Raw genomic sequence first — 16157 nt, forward strand, 5'->3', positions numbered from 1 at the left:
ATGGGTGGTCTGCTCGTCATGCTGATACCGGAGATCCTCGGCTTGATGATCACCCCCGGCGCCGTCATCGGCACCGTGCTGTTGTTGCGCTCGCGTGAGCCGGTCCGCAACGCGGCGATGTTCGGCGCCGGGTTCCTGGTCGTCTACTTCCTTGTCGCGCTGGCCGCGGTGCTCGGCGGTGCGTCGGATCCGGCGGCTACCTCCGCGCGGTCCTCGGCGTGGGCCGGACTGAGCGTCGGCCTGCTGTTCCTCGCCGGTGGTGGCTGGCTGCTGTATCGCAAACCACGACCGACCGCCGAACGGCCGAAACTGCTCGCCGAGCTCGACTCCGCCGGTCCGCGCAAAGCGTTCGCGCTGGGGGTGGTGCTCGGCGTGCTCAACCCCAATCTGTTCATCATGCTCGCGGGCATGAGCGCCATCTCGAGTGCGGCTGTCGGCATCGGCGCGGCACTGCTGGCCACCCTGGTCCTGCTGGTGGCGGCCGTGGCCGACTTCCTCATCCCGATCGCGGCCTTCGTCCTCGCCGGTGACCGCGCCGAACGCGGCCTGGCCGTGCTCGAGAAGTGGATGCTCGCGCACAGCCGGACTTTGACCCTGTCGGTGCTGTTCGGCTTCGGCACCCTGTTCGCCCTGCGTGGCATCCTCGACCTCGCCGGCTGACCCGGTGCCCGCGCTCAGGTCTGTCGGCGCCGGGTCGCGAGCGGGGTCATCACGATGGTCAAGCCATCGAGCAACCGTTCCAGCCCGAACGCGAACAGCGAGTCCAGGTCCACTTCCGTGTTCGGTTCGGTGAGCTGGGTGATCAACGGACGGTCCACGGCGAGCCGGGCCGCACCCCACTGCGCGCTGGTCATCCCGGTATCGAGTTCGGCACGGGCCTCGCTCTCGATGTTCATCGCCGTGCCCCGCACATAGTTGACCAGCGTGGCGTAGACGTGCAGACGGGTCGAGGCATCCAGCTCGAGGCCGTCGAAGGCGCGCAGCGTCCACAGCCCGTAGGCGAGCATGGCCGGTAGCGTGGCAGGCCGGGTGATCGACACCAGCGGCGGCACCCACGGATGACGTTGGTAGACATCCCATTGCAGGTGCGCGGCCACCCGCAGATGCGAACGCCAGCCCGGAACCGGTGCGGGATAGTCTATTTCGGCGAACGCGGCATCGGCGAGCAGGTGCGGGAGTTCGGCGTCGGCGTCGAGGTGGCGGCGCAACGTCATCGTCGCGACGCCGAGCTCGGCGGCCACCGCCCGCAGCGACAACGCCGCCAGGCCACCGCTGTCGACGATCCGCATCGCCGTGCGCACGACCTGGTCGCGGTCGAGCCCGTCGGCGGTCCGCGCGGGCAACCGCCGGGCAGCGACCACCGCCCCGACCCGGGAGGTGGATTCGATGACCCCCGAGTGTTTGAGTGCGGCGAGAGCTTTGGTCGCGGTGGCGATGGCGACGCCCCATTCCTGTGCGATGGCTCTGGTGGTGGGCACCTGCTCGCCCGGGCGGAGTTCGCCCGCGGCGACGCGCCGCTCGATCTCGGCGGCGATGCGCAGGTACGGCGGTCGGGGATCGGTCACGACCATCATGCTGGCACGGCTCAGTGGTCGGGCAGCCAATTGCCGTGCAGGCCGAGCGGAACGCGGGCGGGCAGGTGGATCCGCGCGACGGGTTCGCCGGTGAAGTCCTGCGCGGCCAGCACGACCAGATCGGCGGCACCGCGATCCGGATCGTGGACGAAAGTGAGCAGGTAGCCCTCGTCCTCGCCCGGTCCGGTGGCCGCGAACGCGGCCTCGCCGACGGCTTCCTCCGCGCCGAACGCGTGGACTTCCGCAGTGCCCCACCGGAAATCGTGTTTGACGAGGGCATTGGTGAAGGCCCCGTCGGGAGCGGTGCCCTCGGGGGCGAACGGGATCCCGTACAGGGCCGTCGCCGCGGAGTAGCCGTAGCGGTGGCGGTGCGCGGCGTAGGCGTCGTTGATGCGCGGGAAATCCTGCGGCCGGTCGTCGATGCGCTGCTGCTGGACCCGGTCGGCGATGGTCCAGCGATCCAGCACCGGCCGGATGGCACCGGGGTCGGCGGGATCGAACGGGCCCTGCGCGGTGACCAGGTCGACCACGACCGCGTCGCCGTCGTCGTAGGCGTTGAGCGTGTGACTGACGTGCACCGGGTCGATCTCGTGCCAGCGCACCTCGCCGCCCGTGCGCGGCATCACGCCGACGCGGGTGGGGTGCCCTGGCCGCCATCGGCACTCGAAACCGTCGAACCCCAACGGGTGTCCCAGAGCACCACGTGCTCGCCGGTGAGGGCGAAGTCGTGCAGGAACGGGGTCCGGGTCATGGCGATCGGCACGGTCCGGGTCACTGTGCCCGCGGGATCGGTCACGATGTACTGCACGACGTCACGGCCGGGCATGTAGGACAGGGCATGCAGCTCGCCCGTGCGCGGGTCGTGCTTGGCATGGGCTCCGGCGGTGAATCCGTCCGCCGTCGCACCGAGCCCGCACGAACCCAGGGTGTTCAGCTCGTCGTCGAGCCGGGCCGGGGGCAGTCCGCCCTCCGCCATGGCGAAGGTCTGCCCCGCGTGCCCGATCACGTGCACCATGGGCGCGAATCCCGGGACCCGCACGAAACGGTTCCGATACCACTCGGCGCGTCCGTCGCGCAGCCGGACTCCGTGCACCATGCCCTGGCCCATGCCCCACACGTGGGTGCCCGGGTCCGGCACATCCACCGGATTGGGTCCGTTGCGGACATACCGGCCGACGAGTTCGTCCGGGATTCGCCCGGTCACCGGCAGATCGTAGGCGGTGAGCTCGGTGTCCACGGGCGCGAAATGACCTTCCAGATACCTCATGCGACCAACGGTAGGAACCGAGGCCCGAAAGGTGTTCGCGCAAACCACGATTGCCGTGCCGTGTACTAGTGCAGGGTCAGGGCCGGCCGGTGAGCACGTCGAGTGCGGCAGCGTGCAGGCCCGGCGCGGAGGCGAGATAGCTCCGGCTGGCCAGTTCCCACGGTGTGCCGTCCAGCGTGGTCACGACACCGCCGGCTTCCTGGACCAGCAGCACACCGGCGGCGTGGGCGCGGACATTGTCGAACTGCCAGTGCAGGTCCATCCTGCCCGCGGCGACCTGGGCCAGCTGGTGGCTGACCGGCACCGAGATCCGCACTTGCAGGGCGGCTTTCGACATCGCGACCACAGAAGCGGCCATTCGTTCGGCGAGTTCGGGAGCTTGACCCGGCTGAGCCTGACCGGTGCCGACCAGCGCCCCGTTCAACGCGGTCTTGGCCGAGATTCGCAGCGGCTCGCCGTCGCGGAACGCCCCGCCGCCCGCGGTCGCGGTGAACATCTCGTCGAGAACAGGGAAGTAGACCACCGCGAGCACCGGGCGGCCGTCCTGGACGAGGCTGACCCCGATATTCCAGTCGGGCATGCCGTGCGCGGCGTTGACATTGCCGCCGACCGGGTCGATGAGCCACCACCGGCCCCCGTCCATCGGCCCTGATCCGTGTTCGTCGTCGAGCCAGCCCGCGCTCGGCAGCGCCTCGGTCAATGCCGGGCGCAACACCTCGACCACGGCGGCATCGTTGGCCCGCAGGTGCGCGAGCAATTCGGGGAGCCCGGGCTGACGGGACTCGGTGGAGTAGCGCGTCATCATCCGGGCACCGGCGTGACGGACGGCGGCGACGGTGGCTGCCAGTAGTTCTGGGCTCATGGAACACTCCTGAATACGATGCACTCTTGTGCATGTGGACTTGAATCTGCTGACCGCGTTGGACGCCCTGCTCGAGGAGGGCAGCGTGATGGGCGCGGCCGAACGGCTGCATCTGTCCTCGCCCGCGGTCAGCCGCACCCTCGGCCGGCTCCGCGCCGTGACCGGCGACGACATCCTGGTGCGCACCGGCCATTCGATGGCACCCACCCCGTACGCGGTGTCGGTGCGCGAGGAGGTGCACCGGCTCGTCGAGCAAGCTCACGCCGTGCTCTCGCCGGTCCGCGAACTGGACCTCGCCGAGCTGGCGCGCACATTCACGATCACCTGTCACGACGCGGTGGCCGCGGCACTCGTTCCGGTGCTGGTGGAGCGGATCGCGCAGCGGGCTCCCCGGGTGCAGCTGCGGGTACTGGCGGAGAACCCCGTCGACACCGACGATCTGCGCCACGGCCGGGTCGACCTGGAACTCGGTGGCGGCCGGCCGGATCTGCCCGAATTCCGTTCCGAGCCACTCGGTGCGGACCGGCTCGTCGTGGCGATGCGCGCGGATCACCCCTGTGCCGACGGGCTCGACCTGGCGTCCTACGCGGCACAGCCGCATGTGGTGATCTCCCGGCGCGGACGCCTCACCGCCCCGATCGATGACGTGCTGGCAGCGCACGGGCTGCAGCGTCGGGTTGTCGCGGCGGTGGCGACGGTATCCACCGCGGTGCAGATCGCCGCCCGCGGCGACGCGCTGGTCACCTGCACCGAGATTCTCGGCCGCCCCTTGATCGAGGCGTTCGGGCTCGTCACCCGGCCGCTGCCGGTCGAGTCCCCGGCGGCGGCGATCAACGGCACCTGGCATCAGCGCTACGATTCGGACGTTGCGCACGCCTGGCTGCGCGAGCAGGTTCGGGTATCGCTCGCGGAGATCACCGCCGGCTGACTACTTCGCCAACGGAAGTGCCACCGCGCCAGGGTATTCCGGCGATTCGGCTTCGTCGAGCATGGCCGCGGCGACGGTTTCCCGGCTGACCTGCACGCCGAAGTCCAGCGGCGCCCCGGCTGCCAGGGCGCTGGTGCGCCGATGCGGGCTCACCGGCCCGTCGGTGAGCATCGCGGCATGGAAGACCGTGCCACCGGCGGCGAGGACGGTGTTGTCGGCGTCGACCTTGTCGGCCAGTCGATCACCCAGCATCGCGGCCAGCCGCCCGGCGCCCTCTCCAGCGACCCCCGCCGACCGGCCGGTGCCGTAGGCGCCGAGCCAGATGACCCGGCGTGGCCCCGCGGCGACGACCGCCTCGGCCCCGGCCAGGAGGGTGCCGGGCCGGTCGGTGCCGAGTGCGGACAGCACCACCGATTCCTCGTCCACGAGCGCGGCGATACCGGCCGCGTCGTGCACGTCTCCGGCGACCTTGCGCAGGTCGGGGGCGTCGGCCACGGTGATCCGGCCGGGATTTCGCGCGATGGCGGTGACGGTGTGACCGCGGCGCAGCGCCTGTCGGGTGAGTGCGATTCCGGTCTGTCCGGAGGCCGCGAGGATGATGAGGTTCATACCGAGAACGCTAGGGACGCTTGCACTTAACATCAAGTGCAAGTATCTGACTGGATAAGTTACCCAGACGCAATTGGCCTTGGGCTGTGCGCGCTGACCGGCCCGTGGCGCGTCGCCCGACGGCGGGGCCGCGAGTTGCCGAATATTTGCGGAGTTCGAAGTTTTCAGATTCGCGGCCGATCCGAACCCGGTGATGGTCCCGAACATGTGACGGGTCAGTGAAATTGCGCCCCGCTCACTTCCGTTGCGGACCTACCCGTCAGGACCTCATGGACACTCAGATCGATGCCGGCGTTTCCTGCGACCCCGGCGACGCACCGCCCGACACCGCCGCAGCGGATACCACCCCACCGTGGGCGGGGCCGGTGTTGCTGGCATCGGTGCTGATGTTCGGCTTCGACCTCATCGCCTTGATTTCACTGGGGGACTGGATGATCCGCTACGGGGTCGTCCTGGTCGGCGGCCTGTACCTGGCGCACGTCCTGGCCTGCACGGGGTTGGCGGTGTGGGCCGTCACCCGGGTGGCGTTCTTCCGGATCCTCACGTCCGACTACTGAGCTCACCGTTCGGCCTCGGGCTTCGTGGCCGGATCGAACAGGAACGAGATGCGTTCCATGACCGTCTTGCGCTGGGTGTTCTGGAAGGCGGCGATCCGCCACTGCCCGTCCGGTTCGCGCACCATGGTGAAGGTCGCGGTCTTGGACAGCTCGCGCGGGCGCTCGTCGTCGTATCGGTCGCCACGGGTGGTGACGATCGCGGTGTCCGTGCCGAACACGCGGATGCCGAGGTAGGAGTCGGCCAGCTTGCTGCCCTCGACGAATCCATCGAACAGCGCGCGATGACTCTCGGTGATATCGCGGCGGCCCTCGTAATGGGTGCCCGCGAAGGTGGTGTAGGTGCCGTTCTCGGTGAAGGTCGCGCCGTAGGCATCGGCGTCGCCGCGCTCCCAGGCCGCGTTCAGCTCGGCGAGGGTCGCGCATACTCCGCGCAGGTCGGCGGTGGTGCCGCCGACGGGTGTGACGTCCGTGCACGCTGCGACGCCCCGATTCTGCACGTCCGAGGTTCGGTCCAGCCACACGTAGCCGCCGACGACGGCGATGCCGAGGGTTAGTGCGCTCACGCCCAGCGCCTTCGCGACGGTGCGGCGACGGGACGTGGACGCGGTGGGGGAATCGGTCACGGTGGTGGTCGCGGTCATCGGGAGCCTCTCGTCTATCTCCTGCTCAGGAGATCTATCTTCTCAGAAGATGTATCTGCGTTGGAGAAGATATTAAGAGGAGGGCTGAGCCCTTGTCAACGGATCCTGTGCGCGCGAGCCGTCGCTCGCCGGGTCAGAACCAGTTCGGGTCCGTCTCCAGGGTGGTGCGATCCATGGCCGCCAGCAGGTCCAATTGTGGTGCGGTCCGGGGGAGTTCGTAGCGGAAGAAGTAGCGGGCGGCTGCCCGCTTGCCGTCGTAGAAGTCGCCGTCCGCGCCGACGGTCGCGAGTTCCTGCTCGAGCCAGATCCAGGCGAGGACGATGTGCCCGAACGCCTCGAGGTAGACCGCGGCGTTGGCCATGGCCGCGGCCGGGTCGCCCGCGGCGAAGAGGCCGGCGGTGACGGTGAGCAGGCGCTGCCAGGCGGCGTCGAGGAGTTCGGCGTGGTCGGCGGGTTGTCCGCCTGCCGCGCGGGCGGCGGTCACGGTGGCCGCGAGGTGTTCGGTGAGCAGGAGCAGGGCGGCGCCGTCGTGCTGGATCACCTTGCGGCCGAGCAGGTCCAGGCCCTGGATGCCGTGGGTGCCCTCGTGGATCGGGTTGAGCCGGTTGTCGCGATAGTGCTGTTCGACGTCGTATTCGCGGGTGTAGCCGTAGCCGCCGTGGACCTGGATGGCCAGATTGTTGGCTTCCAGGCACCACTGCGACGGCCAGCTCTTGGCGACGCCGGTGAGGATCTCCAGCAGCCGGGTGTGCGCGCGGGCGGACTCGGGGTCGGTGGCGGTGCGTTCGAGGTCGATGAGCCGGTGGCAGTAGAGCAGCAGGGCCAGCGCGCCCTCGCTGTAGGCCTTCTGCGCCAGCAGCATTCGCTTCACGTCGGGGTGTTCGATGATCGGGATCTGCGCGGTGGCGGGATCCTTGGTGGCCAGGGCGCGGCCCTGGTGGCGGGTGCGGGCGTAGTCGACGGACTTGAGGTAGCCGGTGTAGCCGAGCGCGGTGGCGCCCAGACCGACACCGAGACGCGCCTCGTTCATCATCGTGAACATGTAGGACAGGCCGCGGTGCGGTTCGCCGACGAGATAGCCGACCGCGCCGGGTGCCCCGCCGGGTGTGTGGCGGCCTTCGCCGAAGTTGAGCACGGTGTTGGTGGTGCCCCGGTAGCCCATCTTGTGGTTGAGCCCGGCCAGGACGACGTCGTTGCGCGCGCCGCGGGACCCGTCCTCGGCGATGAGGTATTTGGGCACGATGAACAGCGAGATGCCCTTGGTGCCCGCGGGTCCGCCGGGGATCTTCGCCAGCACCAGGTGCACGATGTTCCCGGTCAGTTCGTGGTCGCCGCCGGAGATCCACATCTTCGATCCGAACAGCCGGTAGGTGCCGTCGTCCCGGGGTTCGGCGCGGGTGACGATATCGGCCAGGGAACTGCCTGCCTGCGGTTCGGACAGGCACATGGTGCCGGTGGCCGTGCCATCGATCATCGGGTGCACGAACCGCTCGACCTGCTCGGCGCTGCCGTGGGCCGCGATGAGGTTCGCGTTGCCGATGGTCAGGAACACGTAGGCGGTGGTGCCGACATTGGCGGCCTGGAACCAGCTCATGCCCGCGGCCTGTACGGTCGCGGGCAGTTGCAGCCCGCCGACTCGCTCGTCCATGCCCGCGCCGATCAGGCCCGCCTTGGTGAAGGCCGCGACCGCGGTGGCCACCTCCGGGATGATGGTGACCTGCTCGCCGTCGAAGGTCGGTTCGTGGCTGTCGTTGAGTTTGTTGTGCGGGGCGAAGTAGCGGGTGGCGAGGTCTTCGCACAGGTCGATGAAGCCGTCGAAGGTCTGCTTCGAGTGCTCGGCGAACCGGGGGAAACCGGCCAGCTCCTCCACCCGCAGCCACTCGTAGAGCAGGAAGTCCAGGTCGCGGCGGGAGATCAGCGTCGAACGCACGGTTGTCCTCTCCGGGGCGGCCGACGGCGATGGCGCCCCTGTCGGCACCAAGCTACTGATGATCGGCTGCTCTCGCCCGCGCGGCCGGTGTCAGACGAGCGGTTTGCCGAGTTCGCGTCGGCGGCGCATGTCGCGGAGGTAGGTCTCGAACGGATACAGCCGCACGCGTTCGGGCAGGACCGACAGGATCTGCCCGATCGCGCGCATGGTGATCTCGAAGGCGCGCTGGTGGCGGGGGCTCCAGGGCAGGCCCAGTTCGTCCCGGAACTGTTGTGGGAGGAAGCCGGTGGTGAAGAAGCGGTTCGCGCGGCGGAACAGCCGCCGTACCCAGGGGTGGTAGGGGCCCAGGTCGACCACCTGCTCGAGCAGGTAGGTCCGCACCTCGTCGTCGATCGATATCTCGGTCAGTTTCGAGTCCCAGTACTCGGCGAAGGCGCTGCGGTCGGCCGGCCAGAGCGACTGCGGGACCTGGAGTGTGGTACCGAATCTGGCCGATTCCCGGTACAACTCGTCGGCGCGGTCGTCGGCCACCGGCCCGAACAGGTACAGCTGGGAGTCGAGGGTGCCGCGATACAGGCAGGCGGCCACCCACAGCTGCAACTGCGGGTCGAACGCGTTGTATTTCACCGGGCTGCCGGGTGTCGACCTGACCTGCCGATGGGAGACGTTGGTGGCCTCGCGGTAGGCCGCCCGATCCTCGTCGGTGCCGAGCATGGCGACGGCCAGGTAGGTGAGTGTGGTCTTTCCCCGTTTGCGTGGGCGCAGGTCGAATCGCCCGCTGGACACGGTGCTCTCGATGACGCCGCGCCCGACCGGCGCCAGGCTCAGCTGCATGATGACATTGGCCGGGCCGCCGAGCAGCGCCGCGGGTCCGGCCATGTAACGGCGGCGGTTCGCGGCATCGGCGGCGGGCCGGGCCGGCTCGTTCGTGCCCACATCGGTCATGTTCACCCCAGGGATCGTGCGAGGGTCTCGCGCCACTCCACTCGCGCTGCGAACGTTGTGCCGACGATGCCACTGAACACTTGCAGCGTGACATAAGTTACTGGTCATTTTCAAGATGTGGCCCGATCGAGTGATTATGTAGTCGAGTAACTTCGTGATTCCTACCACGGAGGCATTGCTAAGTTATTGACTGTTCTTTCCTGTATGTCTAGATCCGGAAGGCGGCCGCGAGCAGTGATTGGCCGGGCCGGGCGCGGGTACGCGCCGTACATGGAGCTTCTCGTGATCGTCGGACTGGTCGTTCTCGTCGCCGTTGTCCTGCTGGCTCGCGGTCGCCGTCGTAAACCGCCCGACGAGGCGGACTCGACCGGCAACCCACGCTGAGCCGGCGACCGCGCCGCGAGGTACGAACTGCGCGCGGTCTGCCCGTACGCCCGGTCGGGGTGTGCGACAGTAGGGCGTGGGCAGGCGCGTACCGGGCAATCTTCCGGTGGAGGTGACCAGTTTCGTCGGTCGCGATGCCGATGTCGCGCTGGCCAGGAAGCTGCTCGGTGGCACCCGGCTGCTCACCTTGACCGGGGTGGGCGGGGTCGGCAAGACCCGGCTGAGCAGGCGGGTCGGTGCGGTGGCGCGGCGGGCGTTTCCCGGCGGTGTGTGGCTGGTGGAACTGGCGCACGTCAGCGATCCGGACCTGGTCGCCCCGACCGTGGCGCGCGAACTCGGCCTGCGCGACGACACCAGCGCGCCGCTGGCCGCCCTCACCGACCACCTGGCCGACACCGATCTGCTGCTCATCCTGGACAACTGCGAGCATGTGATCGGCGCGTGCGCCGCGCTCGCGGATCGGCTCGTTCCCGCGACCACCGGCCTGCGGATCCTGGCCACCAGCCGCGAACCGCTCGGCGTCCCCGGCGAACAGCTGCTGCCGGTGGCGCCGCTGCCGGTGCCCGACCCCGAACACGCCGATCTCGACAGCCCCGCGACGCGACTGCTCGTCGACCGCGCGTCCGCGGCGGACCCGAACTTCCGGCGGGACGCGGTCGACGCGGCGACGCTGGCCGCGATCTGCCGCCGCCTCGACGGCATCCCGCTCGCGCTGGAACTGGCGGCGCTGCGGCTGCGGATGTTCACCCCCGAGCAGGTCCTGGCCCGGCTCGACGACGCGATGGGGCTGCTCACCACCGGGCTGCGCGCCGCGCCACGACGTCAGCAGACGCTGGCCTCGGCGATCCGCTGGAGCTATGACCTGTGCACGCCCGACGAGCAGCGGCTGTGGGAACAGCTGTCGGTCTTCGCGGGCGGTGTCGACCTGGACGCCGCCGAAGCGATCTGCCGGGTCGGCGCGCCGCACACCCTGCTCGACGCGCTGACCGGACTGGTGGACAAGTCCGTGCTGACCTATGGACCCGGTGTCGACGGCGCGGGCCGGTACACGATGCTCGAACCGCTGCGGCAGTTCGCCGGTGACCGGCTGCGGGCGCGGGGAACCGAATACACCCTGCGCGTCGCCCACCGCGAGTACTACTACCGGCTCGCCCGGCGTGGCCGCGACGAATACTGGAACGCCGCCGACGCCGCCTGGTTCGCCGATGTCGCGCGCGAACACGCCAATCTGCGTGCCGCACTGCAATTCTGCCTCGACGACCCGGCGGGCGCCCGCCGCGCCCTCGAGATCGCGACCGAACTCTGGCCGTTCTGGGAACACTGTCACCTGCTGCTGGAGGGGTACCGCTGGCTGTCGGAGGCGCTGGCGAAGAACAGCGAGCGCACCGTGGACCGGGCGCGGGCACTGGCCGCGTCGGCGGTGATCGCGGCCATGCGCTCGGAGACCGGGACCGCGGCGGAATTCGCCGCGGACGCCGCCGCGATCGCGGCCGAGACCGGGTCGGCGCAGGTGCGGGCCGAAGCCGAGATGGCGCGGGCGGTGCTGGTCTTCGGGGCGGGTGAGCTGCGCGGCGCGTGCGACATCGCGGTGGCGGTGTCGGCCCGCGCGCGAGAGTGCGCGCATCCGCGGGTGGAGATGGAGAGCCTGGCCTTCGCCGCCGTGTGCGCCCTGGCACTCGACGACCCGCTCGCCGGCGCCATGACCGGACAACTACTGGCCTCGACCACCGAACACGGCTCCCACCTGCTCGGCGGTCTCGCCCAATGGGCGGTCGGAACCCAGCGCTGGCGCGACGGCGATCAGGGTGGCGCGGTCGCCGCGCTGCGTCGATCGATCGAGATGTTCCGCCGCTTCGACCGGTGCGCGTGGATCGCCACCAGCGTCGACGGCCTGGCCTGGACCGCCGCCGCCGAGGGCGACCCGCAGCGCGCGGCGCGGCTGATGGGCGCCGCGTCGGCCATCCGCCGGGGCAGTTCCCAGCGGCTCGCGCACACGATGACCCAGCTGATCGGCCGACGGGTCAACGAGCAGGTCGAGACCGCGCTCGGCGCGCGGTCGTTCGCCGCCTGTTTCGCCGCCGGTGCCGCGCTGGCGGTCGAGGACGCCGTCGACTATGCGATGAACACCGCACCGCCGGTGGTCGCGGCCGCCGAACCGGCCGGACTCGACGTGCTGACCCGCCGGGAACGCGAGGTGGCGCGGCTGGTCGCCCGCGGCTACGGCAACCGCCGGATCGCCCAGGAACTGGTGATCTCGATCCGCACCGCGGAGAGCCACGTCGACCACATCCTCACCAAACTGGGCTTCACCTCCCGCACCGAGATCGCCGCCTGGGCAGGCCGCCGCACGGAGTGACCATCGCCCGATTTCCGTAGCCGCCCCACCCGATCTCCGTAGTTTCCGCGATTCCCGCGCGCCGCCACGACGGCACAGTGATGCCACAGCACAGCGAACAGCAGTGAGGTGACCATGACGGTCGACGCGCACACAGCACCCAGGTCGGTGGCACACACCGGCCGCACACCGGTATCGATGATCGAGCGGATGACGCTGATCCTGGACACCTTCGACGGGCCCGCGCCGATGCGCACCCTGGTCGATGTCGCCGAACGCACCGGTCTGCCCCGGTCCAGCGTGCACCGCATCATCGACCAGATGATCCGGCTGCGCTGGCTGGCGCACGCACCCGGCGGCTACCGCCTCGGGAACCGGGCACTGGAACTCGGCGGACTCGCCATCGAACACAACGAGATCCGCGACGCGATGGGACCGCGGTTGCACGAATTGTGCCAGCGCACCGGCATGGTCGCGCACCTCGGCGTGCTCGACGGGCCCGAAGTGCTGATCATCGACAAGGCCGTCGGCCGTAGTGGCGACAATATCGCGACCCGGCTCGGCGGCCGGCTGCCCGCGCACTGCACCGCGGTCGGCAAAGCGCTGCTGGCCACGCTGCGGCCGAGCGTCGTCGAACTGGCCTTCCCGGAACGGCTGCCGCGGCGCACCTCGCACACGATCGCCCACCGCGCCGAACTGCACGGCGAACTGGACCGGGTCCGGCGGCATCGGGGAGTCGCCCTCGACCGGGAGGAGTCGCTGCTCGGCATCGTGTGCGTCGCGGTGCCGATCCGCGCCGGTGGCCACGGTGGGATCGCGGCGCTGTCGCTGTCGGGCCGTCTCGGCGGCGCACGCGCGCCCGGCACGAGCCGGCTGGCGCGGCTGCTCGTCGAGGTGGCCGACGAGTCCGCGCGGGCTGTCCGGACGTAGGAGATGGGTCAGGGATCGCGGGACCCCTGACCCACCCGGTGTCAGTCGACGAGGTTCTTGCGCAGTTTCACCAGGGTCATCCCGTCGATGCCGAGACCCTCGGTGAGGAACTTGCCGAAGCTGCCGTACTGCTGTTCCAGCGCCTGCACGGCGGTGTCGAGATAGTCGTCGCGGACTTCCTGCAGCGGGATGAGCAGGTCCGGATTCTGCATGTAGCCGGCCTGTTTCACCTGCTCCCGCAGTTTCGCGTCGGCGGCGGCGCGGAACTCGTTGGAGCGCAGATAGTCCTGTCGGGCCGTTCGTTCGGGCACCCCGACCGCCCGCAGCACCACATAGGTGAGGAACCCGGTGCGGTCCTTACCGGAGGTGCAGTGGAACAGCAGCGGGCCGTCGGTGGCGGCGATCTCACGGATGGTGTCGCCGAACGCGGTGCGCGACTCGGCAGTCAGGAAACTGGCGTAGACACCGCTCATGATGCGCTCGGCGCCGCCGTTGCCCAGCACCTCCTGCTGGCGTTGCGGGTCCTTGGACTGGATGACCTGCGACATCTGGGTGAACAGGCCGGTGTCGTCGATCGGCCGCGCGACCAGCTCGACGCCATCGGGCAGCCGGTCGGCACCCATGAACTGGACCTCCCCTGGTGTGCGCAGGTCGACCACGGACTGCAGGTTCCGGTCGGCCAAGGTGGTGATGTCGGCGTCGGTCAGCCCCGCGAGGGCGTCGGCGCGAATCACCTTGCCGGACTTGACGGTTTCCCCGTCGTAGGTGCGGTGACCACCGATGTCGCGGACATTGACCGCGCCCTCCAGGACGATCTGGCCGCTCGCGCCCGGGGTCGCCGTCGCCGGTGGCAGGGCGGCGGTGGCGGTGAGCGCGAGGCAGGCCAGGGCGGTGGACATCACGGCGACGATCGTGCGTTGCGTACGAGTTGCTTTCACGTGCAGGGACGGTAATGACGCTGCGGCCCTGACCGAGCGGCACAATCGTTGGCCGGGATTGCGTCTTGACAGGACCGGAATCAGTGTCTGGGACAGCGGAATTCGGTCGCGGAGGTGCCACTCACGGGTGCCGGGCCCGGCGGCATGGACGAATCAGGACCCGGGCGCCTGCACGGCGGCGGCGTCGGTGTTGTGTGACACCCGGCGCAGCAGGTCGGCGAGGGTGCGGCGCTCCTGCTCGTCGAGGCCCGCCAGCAGTCGGTGGTCCCGGTCGGCGCGGTTCGGTAGTTCGATGTCGACGAGTTCGCGTCCGGCGGGGGTCAGTCGCATCAGCACCACCCGGCCGTCCCGCTCGAACGGCAGCCGTTCGATGAGGTCGATCTTGGTCAGCCGGTCGGCGTTCTTGGTGGTGGCGGCATTGCTGGTCATCGTCCGCGCGGTCACCTCGCTGGCGCGCAGCGGGCGGTCGGCGCGGGCGAGCGCGCACAGGACCTCGAACTCGCCGCGGGTGATGCCCCTGGGTGCGAGTGCGCGGTCGAGCTGGTGCAATGCCAGCGCGCTGATCCGGTTGATGCGTCCGATCACCTCGACCGTCGAGGTGTCGACCAGGGGGTAGGCGCGAGCCCATTCGGCTCGCACGCTGTCGACGAAATCGGGGGAGGTGTCGCCCATGGGTCCATCCTAGCGACCGGTTTCACACTATTTCATATGTATTTTACTAGTGAAATATATTTAGGATGGGGACGTGCCCACCGATCTGTCGAACCCGCCCCGTCCCGCCACCGCCCGGCTGCGGCACTCCGGTGGCGCCCTGGCGCACTCGGTCTCCGCCGCGACCTGGCGGCGCGCGCTCGAGGTGCGACCGGCGGACGCGACCGTCGCCGCCTCCCTGCGTGTCGGTGTCGCCGCGGCGCTGGTGTTCATCGGCTGTGGCCTGCTCGACTTGCGCCAGTACGTCGGGTTCGCGGTGCTCGGGGCGCTGGCCTCCGCCTTCGCCCGGCACGAGCCGATGGTCCGGGTGACGGCCAAGGTGTCGCTGGTCGGCGCGCTGGTTGTCGCTTTCGTCGCCGGGGGTGGGCTACTCGCGCTCGCACGGGTGCCGATGTGGGCCGAGGTCGCGCTGATGTCGGTCGGCGCCGCGGTCGCGGCGATGTGGGTGTCGGCGTTCCGGATCACCGGGCCCGGACCGGTGATCCTGGTCTTCGCGGCCACCGCGGCCGTCGGTTACGTCACCGCGCCCGCCGATCTCGCGCGCGCCTGCCTGGCCGCGGCGATCGGGGCCGGGGTGGGACTGCTCGCGCAGACGGCACCGCTGCTGGTGCTGCCGCTGGGCCCGGCCCGCCTGGCGGTCGCGCGGGCGCTCTCGGCCGTCGCCGCACTCGACCGCGGCGGGTCGGTGGCACCCGCTCGCGGCGCCATCGCGCAGGCGCGGGAGAAGCTGGCGCTCAGCGGTGTCCGGGAGGTCGATGCACGCCATCACCGCGATCTCGTCGCCCTGCTCGACGAGGCCGAGACCGCGGTCGACGAGTGGACGGCGGGCGACCCGGCCCGGCTGCTCGACGTGGTCCGCCACGAGGCCGAACTGCGAAAGGTCAAGCGCCGCAGCGTCATCTTCGACCGCGAGATCACGGCGTCCACCCTGCCCCGGCCCCTGGGTTTCCTGGCGACCGGCCGGTCCGGGCTGCGCTCGCGCACGGTCCTCGGTAACGCCGCCCGCATCGCCCTCGCCTCGGCCTGTGCGGGCTGGTTCGCCGCGGCGGCCGGACTCCACCACCCCCTCTGGGCCTCGATGGGCGCGCTCGCCGCCCTCCAAGGCGTCTCGTACGCGATGACCGTGCAGCGTGGCATCCAGCGACTGCTCGGCAATGTCTGCGGCGCGATCCTCGGCGCCCTGCTGATCGGCGTCGGCATCGGCTACTGGGCGACCGCCCTGGTGATCGTCGTGCTCCAGGTGAGCGCCGAGATGATGGCCACCCGGAACTATGCCCTCACCTCGCTCGCGGTCACGCCGCTGGCGCTGCTGATGGTCGGCCTCGGTGCCGACATCACCCCCGGGCTCGGCGTCAGCCGCATTGTGGACACCCTCATCGGCGTCGCGATGGGCATCCTCGTCGCGGCGGTGACCATCAGCCGATCCGACCGCCGGCATCTCGCCGCTGCCTGACCGTTGTCTGCCCTGGTCATGGGTGTGCGCCTGGAGGTATCGGCTGGTCCCGGCCGGCGCTGCTCCGTTGACGACGGACCCCCCGGAGACTAA

16 protein-coding genes are annotated in these 16157 nt (G+C 70.1%); 6 read left to right on the forward strand and 10 right to left on the reverse strand.

The window, feature by feature from the left end; all coding sequences use genetic code 11:
• Positions 1-660, forward strand: a complete 660-nt coding sequence (locus ACFXK0_RS08120; protein WP_379409227.1) for a GAP family protein — start codon at positions 1-3, stop codon at positions 658-660.
• Positions 661-674: 14 nt separating this feature from the next.
• Here ACFXK0_RS08120 and ACFXK0_RS08125 read toward each other — a convergent pair whose 3' ends face one another.
• From ACFXK0_RS08125 to ACFXK0_RS08140, 4 genes are all read right to left on the reverse strand, one after another.
• Complete coding sequence (locus ACFXK0_RS08125) at positions 675-1565, reverse strand: GntR family transcriptional regulator (RefSeq protein ID WP_379409228.1); 891 nt, start codon at positions 1563-1565, stop codon at positions 675-677.
• A 20-nt stretch (positions 1566-1585) separates the two neighbouring features.
• Positions 1586-2197, reverse strand: a complete 612-nt coding sequence (locus ACFXK0_RS08130) for a carotenoid oxygenase family protein (protein ID WP_379409230.1) — start codon at positions 2195-2197, stop codon at positions 1586-1588.
• Positions 2197-2841 carry a carotenoid oxygenase family protein gene (locus ACFXK0_RS08135; protein WP_379409231.1) on the reverse strand — a complete coding sequence of 215 codons (645 nt, stop codon included), beginning with the start codon at positions 2839-2841 and terminating at the stop codon, positions 2197-2199. The genes ACFXK0_RS08130 and ACFXK0_RS08135 overlap by 1 nt, the downstream gene beginning before the upstream one ends.
• Positions 2842-2917: 76 nt before the next feature.
• A complete protein-coding gene (locus ACFXK0_RS08140; protein ID WP_379409233.1) occupies positions 2918-3703 on the reverse strand; it encodes an inositol monophosphatase family protein in 786 nt (261 codons plus the stop codon).
• A gap of 34 nt (positions 3704-3737) precedes the next feature.
• On the opposite strand from ACFXK0_RS08140, the gene ACFXK0_RS08145 reads away from it, so the two are divergent.
• Positions 3738-4631, forward strand: a complete 894-nt coding sequence (locus ACFXK0_RS08145; RefSeq protein WP_379409234.1) for a LysR family transcriptional regulator — start codon at positions 3738-3740, stop codon at positions 4629-4631.
• Here ACFXK0_RS08145 and ACFXK0_RS08150 read toward each other — a convergent pair whose 3' ends face one another.
• Positions 4632-5240, reverse strand: coding sequence for an NAD(P)-dependent oxidoreductase (locus ACFXK0_RS08150; protein ID WP_379409235.1), 609 nt, complete (start codon positions 5238-5240; stop codon positions 4632-4634).
• Positions 5241-5509: 269 nt separating this feature from the next.
• Between ACFXK0_RS08150 and ACFXK0_RS08155 the strand changes: the two genes are divergently transcribed.
• The gene (locus ACFXK0_RS08155; RefSeq protein WP_379409236.1) at positions 5510-5797 is read left to right on the forward strand and encodes a hypothetical protein; all 288 of its coding nucleotides are present in this window, start codon (positions 5510-5512) and stop codon (positions 5795-5797) included.
• A 2-nt stretch (positions 5798-5799) separates the two neighbouring features.
• On the opposite strand, the gene ACFXK0_RS08160 is transcribed toward ACFXK0_RS08155, so the two are convergent.
• The 3 genes from ACFXK0_RS08160 to ACFXK0_RS08170 form a co-directional block, all read right to left on the reverse strand.
• Positions 5800-6438, reverse strand: coding sequence for an SgcJ/EcaC family oxidoreductase (locus ACFXK0_RS08160; protein ID WP_379409238.1), 639 nt, complete (start codon positions 6436-6438; stop codon positions 5800-5802).
• 133 nt (positions 6439-6571) lie between these two features.
• Positions 6572-8368: an acyl-CoA dehydrogenase gene (locus ACFXK0_RS08165; RefSeq protein ID WP_379409239.1), complete on the reverse strand. Its 1797-nt coding sequence runs from the start codon at positions 8366-8368 to the stop codon at positions 6572-6574.
• Positions 8369-8458: 90 nt separating this feature from the next.
• The gene (locus ACFXK0_RS08170; RefSeq protein ID WP_379409517.1) at positions 8459-9313 is read right to left on the reverse strand and encodes an oxygenase MpaB family protein; all 855 of its coding nucleotides are present in this window, start codon (positions 9311-9313) and stop codon (positions 8459-8461) included.
• Between the two features lie 496 nt (positions 9314-9809).
• Here ACFXK0_RS08170 and ACFXK0_RS08175 point away from each other — a divergent pair, with 496 nt between their 5' ends.
• Positions 9810-12053, forward strand: coding sequence for an ATP-binding protein (locus ACFXK0_RS08175; RefSeq protein ID WP_379409240.1), 2244 nt, complete (start codon positions 9810-9812; stop codon positions 12051-12053).
• Between the two features lie 114 nt (positions 12054-12167).
• Positions 12168-12962 (forward strand): IclR family transcriptional regulator, encoded by a 795-nt coding sequence (locus tag ACFXK0_RS08180; RefSeq protein WP_379409241.1) that lies wholly within the window; start codon positions 12168-12170, stop codon positions 12960-12962.
• A gap of 41 nt (positions 12963-13003) precedes the next feature.
• On the opposite strand, the gene ACFXK0_RS08185 is transcribed toward ACFXK0_RS08180, so the two are convergent.
• Positions 13004-13900, reverse strand: a complete 897-nt coding sequence (locus ACFXK0_RS08185) for a tyrosine-protein phosphatase (protein WP_379409242.1) — start codon at positions 13898-13900, stop codon at positions 13004-13006.
• A gap of 153 nt (positions 13901-14053) precedes the next feature.
• Complete coding sequence (locus tag ACFXK0_RS08190; protein ID WP_379409243.1) at positions 14054-14572, reverse strand: MarR family winged helix-turn-helix transcriptional regulator; 519 nt, start codon at positions 14570-14572, stop codon at positions 14054-14056.
• Between the two features lie 73 nt (positions 14573-14645).
• Between ACFXK0_RS08190 and ACFXK0_RS08195 the strand changes: the two genes are divergently transcribed.
• The gene (locus tag ACFXK0_RS08195; protein WP_379409245.1) at positions 14646-16064 is read left to right on the forward strand and encodes an FUSC family protein; all 1419 of its coding nucleotides are present in this window, start codon (positions 14646-14648) and stop codon (positions 16062-16064) included.
• The last annotated feature ends 93 nt before the right edge of the window (positions 16065-16157 follow it).

It is taken from the genome of Nocardia sp. NPDC059177 (assembly GCF_042755165.1).
Taxonomy (GTDB): domain Bacteria; phylum Actinomycetota; class Actinomycetes; order Mycobacteriales; family Mycobacteriaceae; genus Nocardia.